Source organism: Inhella sp. (assembly GCF_041912635.1).
Classification (GTDB): domain Bacteria; phylum Pseudomonadota; class Gammaproteobacteria; order Burkholderiales; family Burkholderiaceae_C; genus Inhella.
Window position 1 is genome coordinate 184,240 of the sequence record NZ_JAYRMO010000001.1, and the last position, 15,446, is coordinate 199,685.

Annotated in this window: 12 protein-coding genes; 10 read left to right on the forward strand and 2 right to left on the reverse strand. The window is 68.9% G+C overall.

Annotated features, from left to right (window positions below; genetic code table 11):
- Positions 1–53: 53 nt before the first annotated feature.
- The 10 genes from ppsA (at position 54) to ACE3QP_RS00895 (ending at position 12,552) form a co-directional block, all read left to right on the forward strand.
- Entirely contained in the window at positions 54–2,453 is a 2,400-nt protein-coding gene (gene ppsA, locus ACE3QP_RS00850; RefSeq protein WP_374432783.1) for a phosphoenolpyruvate synthase, read from the forward strand.
- 107 nt (positions 2,454–2,560) lie between these two features.
- Positions 2,561–2,926 (forward strand): 30S ribosomal protein S6, encoded by a 366-nt coding sequence (rpsF, locus tag ACE3QP_RS00855; RefSeq protein WP_374432784.1) that lies wholly within the window; start codon positions 2,561–2,563, stop codon positions 2,924–2,926.
- 76 nt (positions 2,927–3,002) lie between these two features.
- The gene (gene priB, locus ACE3QP_RS00860) at positions 3,003–3,293 is read left to right on the forward strand and encodes a primosomal replication protein N (protein WP_374432786.1); all 291 of its coding nucleotides are present in this window, start codon (positions 3,003–3,005) and stop codon (positions 3,291–3,293) included.
- Between the two features lie 30 nt (positions 3,294–3,323).
- Positions 3,324–3,614 (forward strand): 30S ribosomal protein S18, encoded by a 291-nt coding sequence (gene rpsR / locus ACE3QP_RS00865; RefSeq protein WP_198111429.1) that lies wholly within the window; start codon positions 3,324–3,326, stop codon positions 3,612–3,614.
- 12 nt (positions 3,615–3,626) lie between these two features.
- Complete coding sequence (rplI, locus tag ACE3QP_RS00870) at positions 3,627–4,079, forward strand: 50S ribosomal protein L9 (protein ID WP_198111430.1); 453 nt, start codon at positions 3,627–3,629, stop codon at positions 4,077–4,079.
- A gap of 161 nt (positions 4,080–4,240) precedes the next feature.
- Complete coding sequence (dnaB, locus tag ACE3QP_RS00875) at positions 4,241–5,659, forward strand: replicative DNA helicase (protein WP_374432787.1); 1,419 nt, start codon at positions 4,241–4,243, stop codon at positions 5,657–5,659.
- 290 nt (positions 5,660–5,949) lie between these two features.
- Entirely contained in the window at positions 5,950–6,879 is a 930-nt protein-coding gene (imuA, locus tag ACE3QP_RS00880; protein WP_374432789.1) for a translesion DNA synthesis-associated protein ImuA, read from the forward strand.
- A 3-nt stretch (positions 6,880–6,882) separates the two neighbouring features.
- Positions 6,883–8,202 carry a DNA polymerase Y family protein gene (locus ACE3QP_RS00885; RefSeq protein WP_374432790.1) on the forward strand — a complete coding sequence of 440 codons (1,320 nt, stop codon included), beginning with the start codon at positions 6,883–6,885 and terminating at the stop codon, positions 8,200–8,202.
- Complete coding sequence (locus ACE3QP_RS00890) at positions 8,199–11,444, forward strand: error-prone DNA polymerase (protein WP_374432792.1); 3,246 nt, start codon at positions 8,199–8,201, stop codon at positions 11,442–11,444. The genes ACE3QP_RS00885 and ACE3QP_RS00890 overlap by 4 nt, the downstream gene beginning before the upstream one ends.
- 10 nt (positions 11,445–11,454) lie before the next feature.
- Positions 11,455–12,552: a PA0069 family radical SAM protein gene (locus ACE3QP_RS00895; protein WP_374432794.1), complete on the forward strand. Its 1,098-nt coding sequence runs from the start codon at positions 11,455–11,457 to the stop codon at positions 12,550–12,552.
- Here the strand turns inward: ACE3QP_RS00895 and ACE3QP_RS00900 are convergent.
- Together ACE3QP_RS00900 and dnaJ are read right to left on the reverse strand one after the other, a co-directional pair.
- A complete protein-coding gene (locus ACE3QP_RS00900; protein ID WP_374432796.1) occupies positions 12,549–14,165 on the reverse strand; it encodes a response regulator in 1,617 nt (538 codons plus the stop codon). The two genes, ACE3QP_RS00895 and ACE3QP_RS00900, sit on opposite strands and share 4 nt — an antisense overlap.
- A 120-nt stretch (positions 14,166–14,285) precedes the next feature.
- Entirely contained in the window at positions 14,286–15,428 is a 1,143-nt protein-coding gene (gene dnaJ, locus ACE3QP_RS00905; protein ID WP_374432799.1) for a molecular chaperone DnaJ, read from the reverse strand.
- Between the last annotated feature and the right edge of the window lie 18 nt (positions 15,429–15,446).

Below are 15,446 nucleotides of genomic sequence, written 5' to 3' on the forward strand. Positions count from 1 at the left end.
AGCGTGTCGGCCCTGCGGCAACCCCGGTTTTTTCACCATCGAGGAGTTGTTCCATGTCTGCACGCTTTGAGCCGACCGCCCTGGTCGTCCCGTTCGAGCACCTAAGAAACGAAGACGTCGAAGTCGTCGGCGGCAAGAACGCCAGCCTGGGGGAAATGATTTCCCAGCTGGCCGAGAGCGGGGTGCGCGTGCCCGGGGGCTTTGCCACCACGGCGCATGCCTTTCGTGAGTTCCTGCAGGCCGGTGGCCTGGATGCGCGCATCCACGCCAAGCTGGACGCGCTGAACGCCGACGACGTGCGCGCGCTGGCCGAGGCCGGTGCCGAGATCCGCGGCTGGGTGATGAACCAGCCCTTCCCATCGGCGCTGGAAGACGCCATCCGCACCAGCTACGCCGCCCTGGCCGCCGGCAGCCCGGACGCCAGCTTTGCCGTGCGCAGTTCGGCCACGGCCGAAGACTTGCCTGACGCCAGTTTTGCCGGCCAGCAGGAAACCTTCCTGAACGTGCATGGCATCGAGGACATCCTGCACAAGGTGCGCGAGGTCTTCGCCTCGCTCTACAACGACCGCGCCATCAGCTACCGCGTGCACAAGGGCTTCACGCACAGCCATGTGGCCTTGTCGGCCGGCATCCAGCGCATGGTGCGCTCGGACCTGGGTTCGTCCGGCGTGATGTTCACGATCGACACCGAGTCCGGCTTCAAGGACGTGGTCTTCATCACCAGCAGCTACGGCCTGGGCGAGACCGTGGTGCAGGGCGCGGTGAACCCGGACGAGTTCTATGTCTTCAAGCCGGCGCTGGCCAAGGGGCAGTTGCCCATCATCCGCCGCAACCTGGGCAGCAAGCTGATTCGTATGGGCTTCGCCACGCCGCAGGAGCGCGCCGAATCGGGCAAGCTGGTCAAGACCGAGGACGTGGCGGTGGAGCTGCGCAACCGCTATTCGCTCAACGACGCCGATGTGGTCGAGCTCGCCCAGTACGCCGTCATCATCGAAAAGCACTACGGCCGCCCGATGGACATCGAGTGGGGCAAGGACGGCGAGGACGGCAAGCTCTACATCCTTCAGGCCCGCCCCGAGACGGTGAAGAGCCAAAGCCAGGTGGAGCACCGCTACCGCTTGAAGGCCGGCAAGGACAGCGTGGTGCTGGTGGAAGGCCGCGCGATCGGCCAGAAGGTCGGCACCGGCCCGGTGCGCCTGGTGGAGAGCACGGCCGAGATGGAGCGCGTGCAGCCGGGAGATGTGCTGGTGACGGACATGACCGACCCGAACTGGGAGCCGGTGATGAAGCGCGCCTCGGCCATCGTCACCAACCGCGGCGGCCGTACCTGCCACGCCGCCATCATTGCGCGCGAACTCGGCATCCCGGCCGTGGTGGGTTGCCACGACGCGACCGAGAAGCTCAAGGACGGCCAGCTCGTCACCGTGGCCTGCTCGGAAGGCGACACCGGTTTCGTCTATGAGGGCCTGATCGAGGCCGAGGTCACCGAGGTGCAGCAGCAGGAGCTGCCCTACTGCCCGGTGAAGATCATGATGAATGTCGGCAACCCCCAGCTGGCCTTCAACTTCGCTCAAATGCCTTCGGGCGGCGTGGGCCTGGCGCGCCTGGAATTCATCATCAACAACAACATCGGCGTCCACCCCAAGGCGATCCTGGACTACCCGGCCATCGATGCCGACCTGAAGAAGGCGGTCGAATCGGTCGCCCGCGGTCACGCCAGCCCGCGCGCCTTCTATGTGGACAAGCTGGCCGAGGGCATTGCCACCATCGCCGCCGCTTTCTACCCGCGCCCGGTGATCGTGCGTCTGTCCGACTTCAAGAGCAACGAGTACCGCAAGCTGATCGGTGGCTCGCGCTACGAGCCGGACGAAGAGAACCCCATGCTGGGCTTCCGCGGCGCCAGCCGCTACATCAGCGGCGAGTTCTCGGACGCCTTCGCGATGGAATGCGAGGCCCTGCGCCGCGTGCGCACCGAGATGGGCCTGACCAACGTCGAGATCATGGTGCCCTTCGTGCGCACGGTGAAGCAGGCTGAGCGCGTGGTGGGCATGCTGGCCGAGCGCGGCCTGAAGCGTGGGGTGGACGGCCTGCGCGTCATCATGATGTGCGAGGTGCCTAGCAACGCCATCCTGGCCGACCAGTTCCTGGAGCATTTCGACGGCATGTCGATCGGCTCCAACGACCTGACCCAGCTGACCCTGGGCCTGGACCGCGACTCCGGCCTGGAACAGCTGGCGGGTGATTTCGACGAACGCGACCCGGCCGTGCGCAGCCTGATCAGCCGCGCCATCAATGCCTGCCGCGCCACCGGCAAGTACATCGGCATCTGCGGCCAGGGCCCCAGCGACCACCCGGACTTCGCCGACTGGCTGGCCGCCGAGGGCATCACCTCGATCTCGCTGAACCCCGACACCGTGGTCGAAACCTGGACCCGTCTGGCGGGCGTGAAGTAAGTCCGGCGGACAGCCGCCTCAAGCCCGTTATACTCGCGGGCTTTCCCTTGCCTTGGGCGTCCGACGCCGCTCAAGGCTTCCATTCCTGGAATCCACAAGGAGTTCTCATGCGTCACTATGAAATCGTGCTGCTGATCCACCCGGATCAGAGCGAACAGGTTCCGGCCATGCTGGAGCGTTACAAGGGCATCGTCACCGCCGCCGGCGGCAAGGTGCACCGCGTCGAGGACTGGGGCCGCCGCCAGTTGGCCTACATGATCCAGAAGCTCGCCAAGGCCCACTATGTGTGCCTGAACATCGAGACCAGCAAGGAAGTGCTGAACGAGCTCGAGACCGGCTTCCGCTACAACGACGCCGTGCTGCGCCACATGACCATCAAGAAGGACAAGGCCGAAACGACCCCGTCCGTCATGATGAAGGCCGTCGAGCGCGAGGAATCGCGCAAGGCCAATCAAGAGGCCGCTGCCGCCTAATTGGCGCTGACGCTTTCGGAGGACAAGACTGCAAACCCCTGCATTGCCTGCTGAGGCCTCGGTCAACGAACTGACCTTGAGCGCCCGGTGGGTGGAGCGAGCGGCGTTGCGCTACACACCGGCTGGTCTGCCGGCCCTGGATCTGACCCTCGAGCACTGCGGCGAAGCCGTGGAGGCGGGCAAGCCCCGCAAGGTCGAGATGCGTATCCGGGCCGTCGCCATCGGGCCACTGGCCCAGCAGCTGCTGGGTCTGCCGAGCGAAAGCCCGGCCCTGTGGAGCGGCTTTCTGGCCGCAGCGCGCAACGGCAAGGGGGTGGTGTTCCACATCACCGATGTGAACCCCGCAGCGAGTCCGACGAGCACCTGATCAACACAGTACGAATCAACGAGGTCCATCATGGCCATTTCTCGAGGCAAGGGTCGCTTCTCCAAGGACAAGAAGCCCAAGCGCAACCAACAATCCCTGCTGTTCCGCCGCAAGCGTTTCTGCCGCTTCACCGTCGCCGGTGTTGAGCAGATCGACTACAAGGACGTGGACACCCTGCGTGACTTCATTGCCGAAAACGGCAAGATCACCCCGGCCCGTCTGACCGGCACCCGCGCGATTTATCAGCGTCAGCTGACCACCGCCATCAAGCGTGCGCGCGTTCTGGCCCTGCTGCCGTACACCGACCAGCACAAGGCCTAAGGAGTACCGACCATGCAAATCATCCTGCTGGAAAAAGTGGCCAACCTGGGCAACCTGGGCGAGATCGTCAAGGTCAAGGACGGCTATGCCCGCAACTTCCTGATCCCGACCAAGCAGGCGCGCCGCGCCACCGAGGCCGCGATCAAGGAGTTTGAAGCCAAGCGCGCCGAGCTGGAAAAGGTCGCCGCCGAGAAGCTGGCCGCTGCCCAGGCTCTGGGCGAGAAGCTGACCGGCAAGACCATCACCGTGACCCAGAAGGCCGGTGTGGACGGCCGTCTGTTCGGCTCGGTCACCAACGCCGACATCGCCGACGCCATCAAGGCCCAAGGCATGGACGTGGTCAAGGGCATGGTTCGCCTGCCCAACGGCCCGCTGAAGCACACCGGCGAGTTCGCGCTGCAGATCGCTCTGCACTCGGACGTGGTGGCTGACATCCACGTGCACGTGGTCGCTGCCGCCGAGTAATCGCGCGCCGCACGCTGTGCCGCAAGCAAGGCCGGGCCCGCAAGGGTGCCGGCCTTGTTTTATTTCGGCCCGGAGTTTTCCCGCGCAACCCACCGCTCACGCACCGTTTGCCCACAGCCTTGTCCACAGAGGCGGTGGGCCGGCGCTCCTATCATCGACCGATGTCCGCAGACACCCGATTTGCCCCCGCGCTGGCGCGCGAAGACGACCTGGCGCGCCTGCGCGTGCCCCCGCACTCGATCGAGGCCGAGCAATCGGTGCTGGGCGGTCTGCTGATTGACAACAGCGCCTGGGATCGCGCGGCCGACCTGGTGGCAGAAGGTGATTTCTACCGCCTGGAACACAAGCTGATCTTTGCCTCGATTGGCCGCCTGATCACCGCCGGCAAGCCCGCCGACGTCATCACGGTCAATGAAGACTTGGGGATGCAGGGCAAGGCCGAGGACTGCGGCGGCCTGGCCTACCTGAACGCGCTGGCGCAGGCCGTTCCCAGTGCGGCGAACCTGCGTCGCTACGCGGAAATCGTGCGCGAGCGCGCGGTGCTGCGCAAGCTGGTGACGGCCAGCGACGAGATCGCCTCGGCCGCGCTGGCGCCGCAGGGGCGCACCGTCACCAGCATCCTGGACGACGCGGAAAGCAAGATCCTGCGCATCGGCGAAGAAGGCAACCGCAGTGGCCAGGGCTTCCATCGCATGGACAAGCTGATGGTCGAGCTGATGGAGCGCGTCAACGAACTGGCCGAGAACGGCGCCAACGACGTGACCGGCGTGCGCACCGGCTTCTACGACCTGGACCGCATGACCGCCGGCCTGCAGCCCGGCGACATGATCGTGCTGGCCGCACGCCCCTCGATGGGCAAGACCGCCTTTGCGCTGAACATCGGCGAGCACGTGGCGGTGAACGAGGGCCTGCCGGTGCTGGTGTTCTCGATGGAAATGGGCGCGGCGCAGCTGGCGCTGCGTCTGGTCGGTTCGATCGGCCGCGTGGACCAGAGCCATCTGCGCACCGGCCGCCTGCAGGACGACGAGTGGGGCCGCATGATGGAAGCGGTGGAGCGCCTGGGCCGCTCGCCGATGTTCATCGACGAAAGCCCCGGCCTTTCGCCTTCCGAGGTGCGCGCCCGTGCGCGCCGCCAGGCGCGCGAGTGCGGCCAACTCGGCCTGATCATCATCGACTACCTGCAGCTGATGACCGGCGAGAGCGGTGGCAGCGAGGAAAACCGCGCCACTGTGCTGGGCGAGATCTCGCGCGGCATGAAGGCCCTGGCCAAGGAGCTGCGCTGCCCGGTGATCGCGCTCTCGCAGCTGAACCGCTCGGTGGAACAGCGCCCCGACAAGCGCCCCATGATGAGTGACCTGCGCGAATCCGGCGCCATCGAGCAGGACGCGGACATCATCATGTTCATCTACCGCGACGAGTACTACACCAAGGAAGAGTGCAAGGAACCCGGCGTGGCGGAGATCATCATCGCCAAGCAGCGTAACGGCCCGGTGGGTACGGTGAAGCTCGGCTTCCAGCGCATGCACACCAAGTTCGAGAACCTGGCGCCGGATTACCAGGGTGGCGGTGCGGAGTACTGATTGGCCCACCCCCGAAGCGCCTGCGGCGCCCTCCGGGCCAGCCGAGGCCAGCGGCCTCGGCCTTCGGCAGGCACAGCCAGCCCACCGGGCTGTCTGTGTCCGGCCTCAGCCCCCTCAAGGGGGCGCCACCAGCGGCCCGGCAAAGCCGGTTCCGCGGTGGCACTTGAATGAATTGGTGCGTGCGGAAAAGGCCTCCCCAAAGGTCTTCAGAGTCGCTAGAGTACTGGATGTAAACACAGTATCCAGTGGCGAATGATTGCGACTGGGTGCGGTGCTTTCCGTACTCGACCGTGACCCTCGCCCCACCCCTGCTCGATCTATTCGGTGAACCGCTGCGCGTGCCCACGCGGCGCGAGCGCCAGCGCGTGGCTACGCGGCGCTCCGGCCCGGCGCCGCGCGCTCCGGGCGTGCCCCGGGCGCTGCCGCTGCCCTTGTTGCCGCTGCTGCGCCTGTCCACCGAACCCCCAGCGCCTGAACCGCCCGCCGAGCTGCCCGGCGGCATGCCGCTGCAGCCCACGCTGGCCGCCTTGCTGGAACGCCACCCCGGCCTGTGGCGTGGCCAAGCGCTGGGGCACAGCCGGGCGCGCTGCTGGCCCAGCGGCCATGCGCTGCTGGACGCTGAATTGCCCGGCGGCGGCTGGCCCACGCGGAGCCTGACCGAGTTGCTGGTCGGCCCCCAGCCCGGCCATGTGGAGTGGCGGCTGCTGGCCCCGGCCCTGCCGCGCCTGCTGCAGGGCGGGCGGCGTTTGCTGCTGATCGACCCGCCCCATGAGCCCCACCCCCAGGGCCTGGCCGCCTGGGGCCTGGGCGCGGGCGATTGCCTGTGGGTGCAGGCGCGCGAACCCGCCCAGCGCCAATGGGCATTGGAGCAGGCTCTGCGCGCCGATGCCGACGAGCTCGGCGCCATCCTGGCCTGGCTGCAGACGCCACGTCCGGCCCTGCTGCGCCGCCTGCAAACCCTGGCGGCCGGCTGCCGCGCGCCGGTCTTCATCTGCCACGCCGCGGCCGGGGCGGCCCTGCATTCGGCCGCGCCGCTGCGCCTGCGCGTGCTGCCGGGGCCGCATTGGGCGCAGTTGCGCGTGGAACTGCTGAAGCGCCGCGGCCCGCCGCTGGACGAGCCCCTGTGGCTGCATGCGCCGCCGCCCACGCTGCGGGCGGTGCTGCCCATTCCGCAGGCCAGTGCCCTGGTGCGGGCGCGCCAGCTGGAAGCGGCGGGGTGACGCATGCTGTGGTTGGCCTTGCGGCGTGCCGCCGGCCCCTGGCCGGAGGCGCTGGTGTGGTGGGCCCTGCAGTTCACGCCCCGGGTGGCGCGGCTGGAGGAGGCCCTGGTGCTGGAGCTGGCGGCCAGCCTGCGCCTGTTCGGTGGCCGCGCGCGCCTGCAGCAGCGCCTGCTGGCCGAGTTGCAGGACCTGGTGGGCGCCGGCCAAGCCACGCTGGCCTGGGCACCGAACAGCCGCGCGGCCCTGCTGCTGGCGCGCGCGGCCGCGCCGGGCGAGCTGGTGGAGGCCGCGGCGGGCCCTCTGGCCGCGCAGCTGGAGGCCTTGCCACTGAGCGTGCTGGGCAGCGCCCAGGAGCACTTGTCGCTGCTGCATGGCCTGGGCTGCCGTCGCCTGGGCGACTTGCGCCGCCTGCCGCGCGCGGCGCTGACACGGCGTGTGGGGCCGGCCCCGCTGCGCGAGCTGGATGCCGCGCTGGGGCAGGGCGCCGAGGCGCATGACTGGTGCCAGGCCCCCGAGCAGTTCGAAGCCAAGCGCGAGCTGCCGCAGCGCTGCGAGCAGGCCCAGGCCCTGCTGCAGGCGGCCGATCCCCTGCTGCAGGCCGCCTGCCTGTGGTTGGCGGCCCGCCATGCCGGCACGGCCGAGCTGCAGTTCGGCTGGCAGTTCGACGCCATGCGCGCGCGCGACCTCGGCCCGGGCGGCGAGATCCGCCTGGCCGCCAGCGCGCCGCACCGGCGCCTGCGCAGCTGGCAGCGCCTGCTGGCCGAGCACCTGCAGCGCCTGAGCCTGCCCGCGCCGGTCAGCGACCTGTGGCTGCGCATCGAAAGCGCAGAGCCCCTGGCCGAGGCCAGCGCCAGCCTGCTGAGCGCCGGTGCCGAGGCCCAGCGCGCCGATGGCGAGAGCCTGGATGAGCTGCTGGCGCGGCTTTCCGTGCGCCTGGGCAAGGAGCAGGTGCGCCAGGCCCGCCCGGTGTCCGACCACCGCCCCGAATGCCAGCAGCGCTGGCAGCCCTGGCAGGATGCGCCCAAGCCGGCGCCCGCCGTGGCGCGCCCCGAAGCCCCGGCGCAATGGCCGCAGCCCAGCTGGCTGTTGAACCCGCCCCAGCCCTTGCGCGCGCTGGGCGAGCAGCCGCTCTACCAGGGCCCGCTGACCCTGCTGGCCGGGCCGCAGCGCATCGAGGCCGGCTGGTGGGATGCCGAAGCCCCGGCCTGCAGCCGCGACTACTACCTGGCCCACAGCGCGCGTGCCGGCCTGCTGTGGCTGTTCCGCGAGCGCCGTGCGGCACGCGGCGAAGCGGCCTGGTTTCTGCATGGGATGTTTGCGTGAGCACCGTCCACCCGCCCCAGGCGGCCCTGCAGGTGCTGAGCAATTTCAGCTTCCTGATCGGGGCTTCCCACCCCGAGGAGCTGGTGCAGCAGGCGCAGGCTCTGGGCCTGGGCGCGCTGGCGATCACCGACGACTGCAGCCTGGCCGGCGCGGTGCGCGCGCATCTGGCGGCCCAGGCGGCCGGGCTGAAGCTCTTGATCGGCGCCCGCTTCGATGTGCAGCGCAGCGGCGCACCGTTTGCACGGGCGGCGCCCGATGCCCAGCTGCGCGGCCTGGACGCCGGGCTGGATCTGCCCGCGCCCGACAGCGGCCCGCTGTTCCGCCTGATCCTGCTGGCCACCGATCGCACGGCCTACGGCAACCTGAGTCAGTTCATCACCGACCTGCGCTGCAGCGCGCCCAAGGGCAGCTACTGGCTGGACTGGCGCGGCATCCGGCCCGAGCACCTGGGCGGCCTGCTGGCCATTGCTCTGCCCAGCCGGCGCGCGCGTGATCCCGAGCTGCTGGGCATCGGCCGCTGGCTGCTCAAGCACTTCAGCGGCCGCGCCTGGCTGGGCGTGGACCTGCCGCAGCAGCTGGACGACGCCCGCTGGTGCCAGCGCCTGCGCTGGCTGGCCGAGCAGACCGCCTTGCCTCTGGTGGCCGCGCCGCAAATCCTGATGCACCGCGCCCAGCGCAAACCCTTGCAGGACGTGATGACGGCGATCCGCCTGCGCACGCCCCTGCGCGAATGCGGCCAGCGCCTGGAGCCCAATGCCGCCGCGCATCTGCGCCGGCTCGGGGCCCCTTACGAGCCGGCCTGGATCGCCCAGACCCAGGTGATTGCCGAGCGCTGCCGCTTCAGCCTGAGCCAGATCCGCTACGAATACCCCGACGAAGTGGTGCCGCCCGGCATGACGCCGCAGGCTCACCTGGCGCAGCTGGCCTGGGCCGGTGCGGCGCGGCGCTGGCCGGCCGGCGTGCCCGCGGCGGTGCGCGCGCAACTCGACAAGGAGCTCCAGCTGATCCATCAGCTGAAGTACGAGCACTACTTCCTGACCGTGGCGGACATCGTCGACTTCGCGCGCGGCCGCGGCATCCTCTGCCAGGGGCGGGGCTCGGCGGCCAACAGTGCGGTCTGCTATGCGCTGGGCATCACCGAGGTCGACCCTGCGCGTGGCAACACCCTGCTGGAGCGTTTCATCAGCGCCGAGCGCGACGAGCCGCCCGACATCGATGTCGACTTCGAGCACCAGCGCCGCGAGGAAGTCATCCAGTACCTCTACGCCAAGTACGGGCGGCGCCGCGCCGGGCTCACGGCGGTGGTGACCCGCTATCGGCCGCGCTCGGCCCTCCGCGATGTGGGCAAGGCCCTGGGTCTTGCGCCCGAGCAGGTGGAGCGCATCGCCAAGGAACACCAGTGGTGGGACGAGGCGCTGCAGCCCGTCGCCCCCGAAGGCATCGACCCGCAGGACCGCCGCCTGGCCCTGCTGTTCCAGCTGGCCGGCGAGCTCATCAACATGCCGCGCCACCTCAGCCAGCATGTCGGCGGCTTCGTGCTCACCAAGGGCCTGCTCTCGCGCCTGGTGCCGATCGAGAACGCCGCCATGGTGAACCGCACCGTCATCCAGTGGGAGAAGAACGACCTTGAGGCCCTGGGCCTGATGAAGGTGGATGTGCTGGCCTTGGGGATGCTGAGCTGCCTGCGCCGTGCGCTGGACTTGCTGAGCTGGCAGCGCGGCCACAGGGTGAGCCTGCAAGACATCCCGCCCGAAGACCCGGCCACCTACGCCATGCTCTGCCGGGCCGATTCGGTGGGCGTGTTCCAGGTGGAAAGCCGGGCCCAGATGGCCATGCTGCCGCGCCTGCGCCCCAAGGTGTTCTACGACCTGGTGGTGCAGGTGGCCATCGTGCGGCCCGGGCCCATCCAGGGCGGCATGGTGCACCCCTATCTGAAGCGCCGGCAGGGCCTGGAGGCGCCCGACTACCCGAGCGAGGCGCTCAAGCCCGCGCTGGAGCGCACCCTGGGCGTGCCGATCTTTCAGGAGCAGGTGATGCAGGTGGCCATGATTGCCGCCGGCTTCACCGGCGGCGAGGCCGACCAGTTGCGCCGCGGCATGGCCGCCTGGACGCGCCATGGCGATCTCTCGCCCTTCCGCCAGCGCCTCTTCGACGGCATGCGCGAGCGCGGCTACCCGCAAGCCTTTGCCGAGCGCATCTACCAGCAGATCCAGGGCTTTGCCGAGTACGGCTTTCCTGAAAGCCATGCCGCCAGCTTCGCGCTGCTCACCTACGCCAGCAGCTGGATCAAACGCCATCACCCGGCGGTGTTCCTGGTGGCCCTGCTGAACAGCCAGCCCCTGGGCTTCTACACCCCCAGCCAGCTGGTGCAGGACGCTGCGCGCCATGGCATCGAGCTGCGCCCGCCCTGCGTGAATGCGAGCTTCTGGGAAAGCACGCTGGAAGACGGTGCGGTGCGCCTGGGCCTGCATTTGGTACGAGACCTGCGCGAGGCCGCCGCACGCGCCCTGCTGGTCGCGCGTGAAGGGGAGGGCAGCCCGCGCACCCAGGCCACGCCGCCTGGCGAGCCCGACGACCCCTGGGCGCGCGGCCCCTACGCCCCGCCCGACCCGCGTCGTCGCCTGTTTGCCAGTGCCGAGGAACTGGCCCGGCGCGCCCGCCTGGAACGTGCCGACCTGCAGGCCCTGGCCGCGGCCGATGCCCTGGCCGATCTGGCCGGCCAGCGCCGCCAGCAGCGCTGGGACGCCGCCGCCCTGGCCAAGCTGCCCAGCTTGCTGCAGGACGCACCGATCCTCGAAGCCCCGCTGCAGCTGCCCGCCGCCCCGCAGGGCGAGGAGGTGCTGTGGGACTACCACGCCCTGGGCCTGACCCTGCGCCAGCACCCCATGGCCTTGCTGCGCAGCGCCCTGCAGGGCCTGGGCTATGCCGATGGCGCGGCCTTGCAGGCCCTGCCCAACCGCCGCCTGGCGCGCGCAGCCGGCATCGTCACCAACCGCCAGCAGCCCGGCACGGCCAAGGGCGTCACCTTCCTGAGCCTGGAGGACGAGCACGGCTCGGTGCAGGTCATCGTCTGGAAGAAGGTGCGCCTGCAGTTCCGCGCCGAGCTCTTGCATGCGCGCCTGCTGGGCGTGTGGGGCATCTGGCAGCGCGAGGCAGGCGTCTGCCATCTGATCGCCCACCGCCTGGTGGACCTGAGCCCCTGGCTCGGCCGCCTGCCCACCCGCAGCCGTGATTTCCATTGAGGGACAGCCTATGAGCGACAGCGACTGGAAACCCCTGCAGCCCCCCGCCAGCCTGAAAGGCCGCGGCGCCGCCACGGCGATGCCGCACCGCTTTGAGAAGCTGGCGCGTGCCACTGAGGACGACGGCTGGCCGCAGGACGACGAGGAGGGCGCACCGGCACCGCCGCGCACCGAGATCCGCGAGGAACCAGCGCGTCGCATCCTCTCGCGCAACGATTCGCCCGACATCGGCTTCGAGCTCTCCATCAACCCCTACCGGGGCTGCGAGCACGGCTGCATCTATTGCTATGCGCGGCCCACGCACAGCTACCTGAACCTCTCACCCGGGCTGGATTTCGAGACCCGCCTCATCGCCAAGACCAATGCCGCCGCGGCACTGCGGGCCGAGCTGGCCGCACCCGGCTACCGGCCGCTACGCCTGTGCCTGGGCGCGGCTACCGACTGCTACCAGCCCGCCGAGCGCAAGCTGCGCATCACGCGCGGCGTCATCGAGGTCCTGGCCGAATGCCGTCACCCCTTTTCCATCATCACCAAGGGGGCGGGCATCGAGCGCGACCTCGACCTGCTGGCCCCGCTGGCGGGGCAGCGCCTGTTCTGCGCCTACATCAGCCTCACCACGCTAGACCCCGAGCTGGCCCGTGTGCTCGAACCGCGCGCCGCCAGCCCGGCACGGCGCCTGCAGCTGATCGAGCGCCTCACGGCGGCGGGCATCCCGGTCGGCGTCAGCGTCTCGCCCACCATTCCCTTCATCAACGAACCCGAGCTGGAACAGGTGCTGGCCGCTGCACAGGCCGCCGGTGCGCAGCGGGCCTTCTCCATCCCGCTGCGCTTGCCCTGGGAGCTCAGCGAGCTCTTCCAGGACTGGCTGCAGCGCCACTACCCCGGTCGCGCGGCGCGCGTGATGGCGCGCGTGCGCGAGATGCGAGGAGGCAAGGACAACGACGCCCGTTTCGGCAGCCGCATGACGGGCGAGGGCGTCTGGGCCGAGCTGCTGCGCCAGCGCTTCATCAAGGCCTGCGCCCGCCTGAGGCTGGGGCGCCAGCGTTTCGACTACGACTTCAGCCGCTTCCGGCCGCCGGGGCCGGCAGGGCAGGGCGAACTGTTCTAGCCGCGCAGCGCCACGCCGCCAGCTTGGCGCGCCCGGCCCACGCTGGCGCCCAAGGGCTTGACCCAACGGTCCTGCAGCTCACCGATGCGCAGTTCCATCGTGGCGGCCGCTTCGATCTTTTCCTCGTGGCGCTTGAGCACCGACATCGCCATGTCGATCAGCTTGGAATTGCGGGTCTGGTCGCCCTGCTGGATCAGCAACTCCACCGAGCCGGTGGCATTGCCGCGCAAGGCCTGCTTCATCGCCGTTTCGGCAATCTCGAACACCCGGGCGTGGCAGTCCTTCAGGGTCTGGACGGTGGCCTCGTGCCCATCGGCCATCGAGACCAGGACCTCGGTGCTGGCCTTGGAATTGCAGTAGCGCATGCCCAGGCGCTGGAACATCTCGTTCATCTCTTCCAGGCGCAGATCGGCCGCGGCCAGGCGCACCCAGACGGCGATCACCAGGCTGGCCGCCTCGTGGTCCGCGTGCGGCTGGTCCAGCTCGGCAGCGAGGCGGCGAGCACTCGTCAGGGCGTCGGCACTGCGCTTTTCCAGCATGGCCTGCAGAGCCTGAATGGCGGTTTGCAGCCGCAGCAGGCGGGGCGAATCGGGCACGCGCTCGATCTGCCGGTGCAGCGAATCCAGGGTGTGCTTGATGCCTTTGGCGTCGCGCTTGTCATAGCGCATCAGGGCCACCAGCACCAGGGTGTACATGTCGAAGAGCTTGGAGCGCAGGCCCGAGGCGATGGTGCGTTCCAGGGTCTTGAGCGCCTCGTTGCGCTCGCCGGCGTAGAAGGACAGGGTGCCCGAGCGCTGCATGCGCAGCAGGCAGCCCGGGGTCAGTTCGGCGGCGGTGCGGTAGGTGGCCAGGGCGGCGGCAATCTCGCCCTGTTCCATGTGGATGCGGCCCAAAACGTCGTAGCTGTCGGCATGGTCGGGCATTTCGCCGATCAGGTTCTCCAGCGTGCGGCGGGCCTGCGCCAGATTGCCGGACGCGAATTCGGACCGCGCCACCCCCAGCTTGGCCCAGGGCACAGTCTTGGCCGCGATGATGGCCTCGTACAGGGTCTTGGCCTCATCAGGCCGGCGCAGGCGCAGCAGCAGCTCGGCGCCGATGCGCGCGGCAAACAGCCAGAACTCCTGGCGCTTGTGAAAGCGCTCCAGGCAGAGTTCGGCGGCGAGGTCGAAGTTCTGCGCCTCGATGGCCTCGAAGATGCCTTTGAGCACGCGCTTGCGGTGGCGTGCCGACTGCACCCGCTCGGCCAGCGCCGTCAGCGTGTAGGGCTTGATCAGGTAGCCGTCCAGCGCGGCTTCGGCGGCCTCGGCCACCTTGGAGTAGGTGGCCTCGGCGGTCACCATCATGAAGACGGTGGAGTAGGGCAGCAGCTGCTCGCGGCGCAGCTCGTCCAGCAGGTCCTGGCCCGATTCGTCGTGACCTTCGAAGTGGTAATCGCAGATCACCAGGTCGAAGGGGGCGTTCTCCAGAACGATGCGGGCGTCCTTGACGCGCGTGACCGCCCGAACATAGCCCACACCGATCTCACGCAACTGGGCGGTGATCAGACTGCGAGCGTTGGCGTTGCTGTCGATCACCAAGGCGTTGGCCTTGTGGATCGTGCTGTCGATTTGCATGCCGAAAAACAAAAAGGGAGGCGAAAGCCTCCCGATTCTTCGTCCTAAATGCCACTGAACTTGAGAGGGCAAGCCCGTTGGGTGTTGCCCGAATGCTTCATTTTCAGTGACTTAGGCCACTTATTTAAACAAATCTTTGACTCGGTCAGCCCAGCTCTTGGTGCTCGGGGAATGGCGCTCCCCGCCCTCGCGGAAGCTCTTGTCCAACTCCTTGAGCAGCTTGCGCTGGTGCTCGGTCAGCTTCACCGGGGTCTCCACCGAGATGTGGCAGTAGAGATCGCCGGGGTAGCTGGAGCGCAGGCCTTTGATGCCCTTGCCCTTCAGGCGGAAGGTCTTGCCATGCTGGGTGCCCTCGGGCAACTCGATTTCGGCCTTGCCGCCCAGCGTCGGCACTTCCGTGCTGCCGCCCAGGGCCGCGGTGGTCAGCGGCACGGGCACCGTGCAGTGCAGGTCGTCGCCATCGCGCTCGAAGATCTCGTGCTGCTTCTGGTGGATCTCGATGTACAGGTCACCCGGCGGGCCACCGTTGACGCCCGGCTCGCCATTGCCGGCTGAGCGGATGCGCATGCCTTCGCTGATGCCGGCCGGGATCTTGACTTCCAGGGTCTTGGTCTTCTTGACCTTGCCCGCGCCATGGCAGGCGCCGCAGGGGTCGGGAATGATCTTGCCGCTGCCGTGGCAGTGCGGGCAGGTCTGCTGGATCGAGAAGAAGCCCTGGCGCATGTGCACCGTGCCGCTGCCGTTGCAGTGGCCGCAGGTCTTGGCGCTGGTGCCGGGCTTGGCGCCTGTGCCATTGCAGGTGCCGCAGCTTTCCCAGGTGGGAATGCGGATCTGGGTGTCGTGGCCGTGAGCCGCCTCTTCCAGCGTGATCTCCAGCGAATAGGACAGGTCGGCGCCGCGGTAGACGCGCTGGCCGCCCCCGCCACGCCGGCCGGCGGCGCCGCCGAAGATGTCGTTGAACATGTCGCCGAAGGCGTCGGCGAAACCGCCAAAGCCCTCGGGGCCACCGCGCCCGCCACCCATGTTCGGGTCCACACCGGCGTGGCCGTACTGGTCGTAGGCGGCACGCTTTTGCGGATCGGAGAGCATCTCGTAGGCCTCCTTGGCCTCCTTGAATTTCTCCTCGGCTTTCTTGGCGTCCTCACCCTGGTTGCGGTCCGGGTGGTACTTCATGGCCAGCTTGCGGTAGGCCTTCTTGATGGCGTCGTCGTCAGCGTTCTTGGCGACGCCGAGTACTTCGTAGAAATCGCGCTTGGTGGCCATGGTGTTCTTGAGAAATCA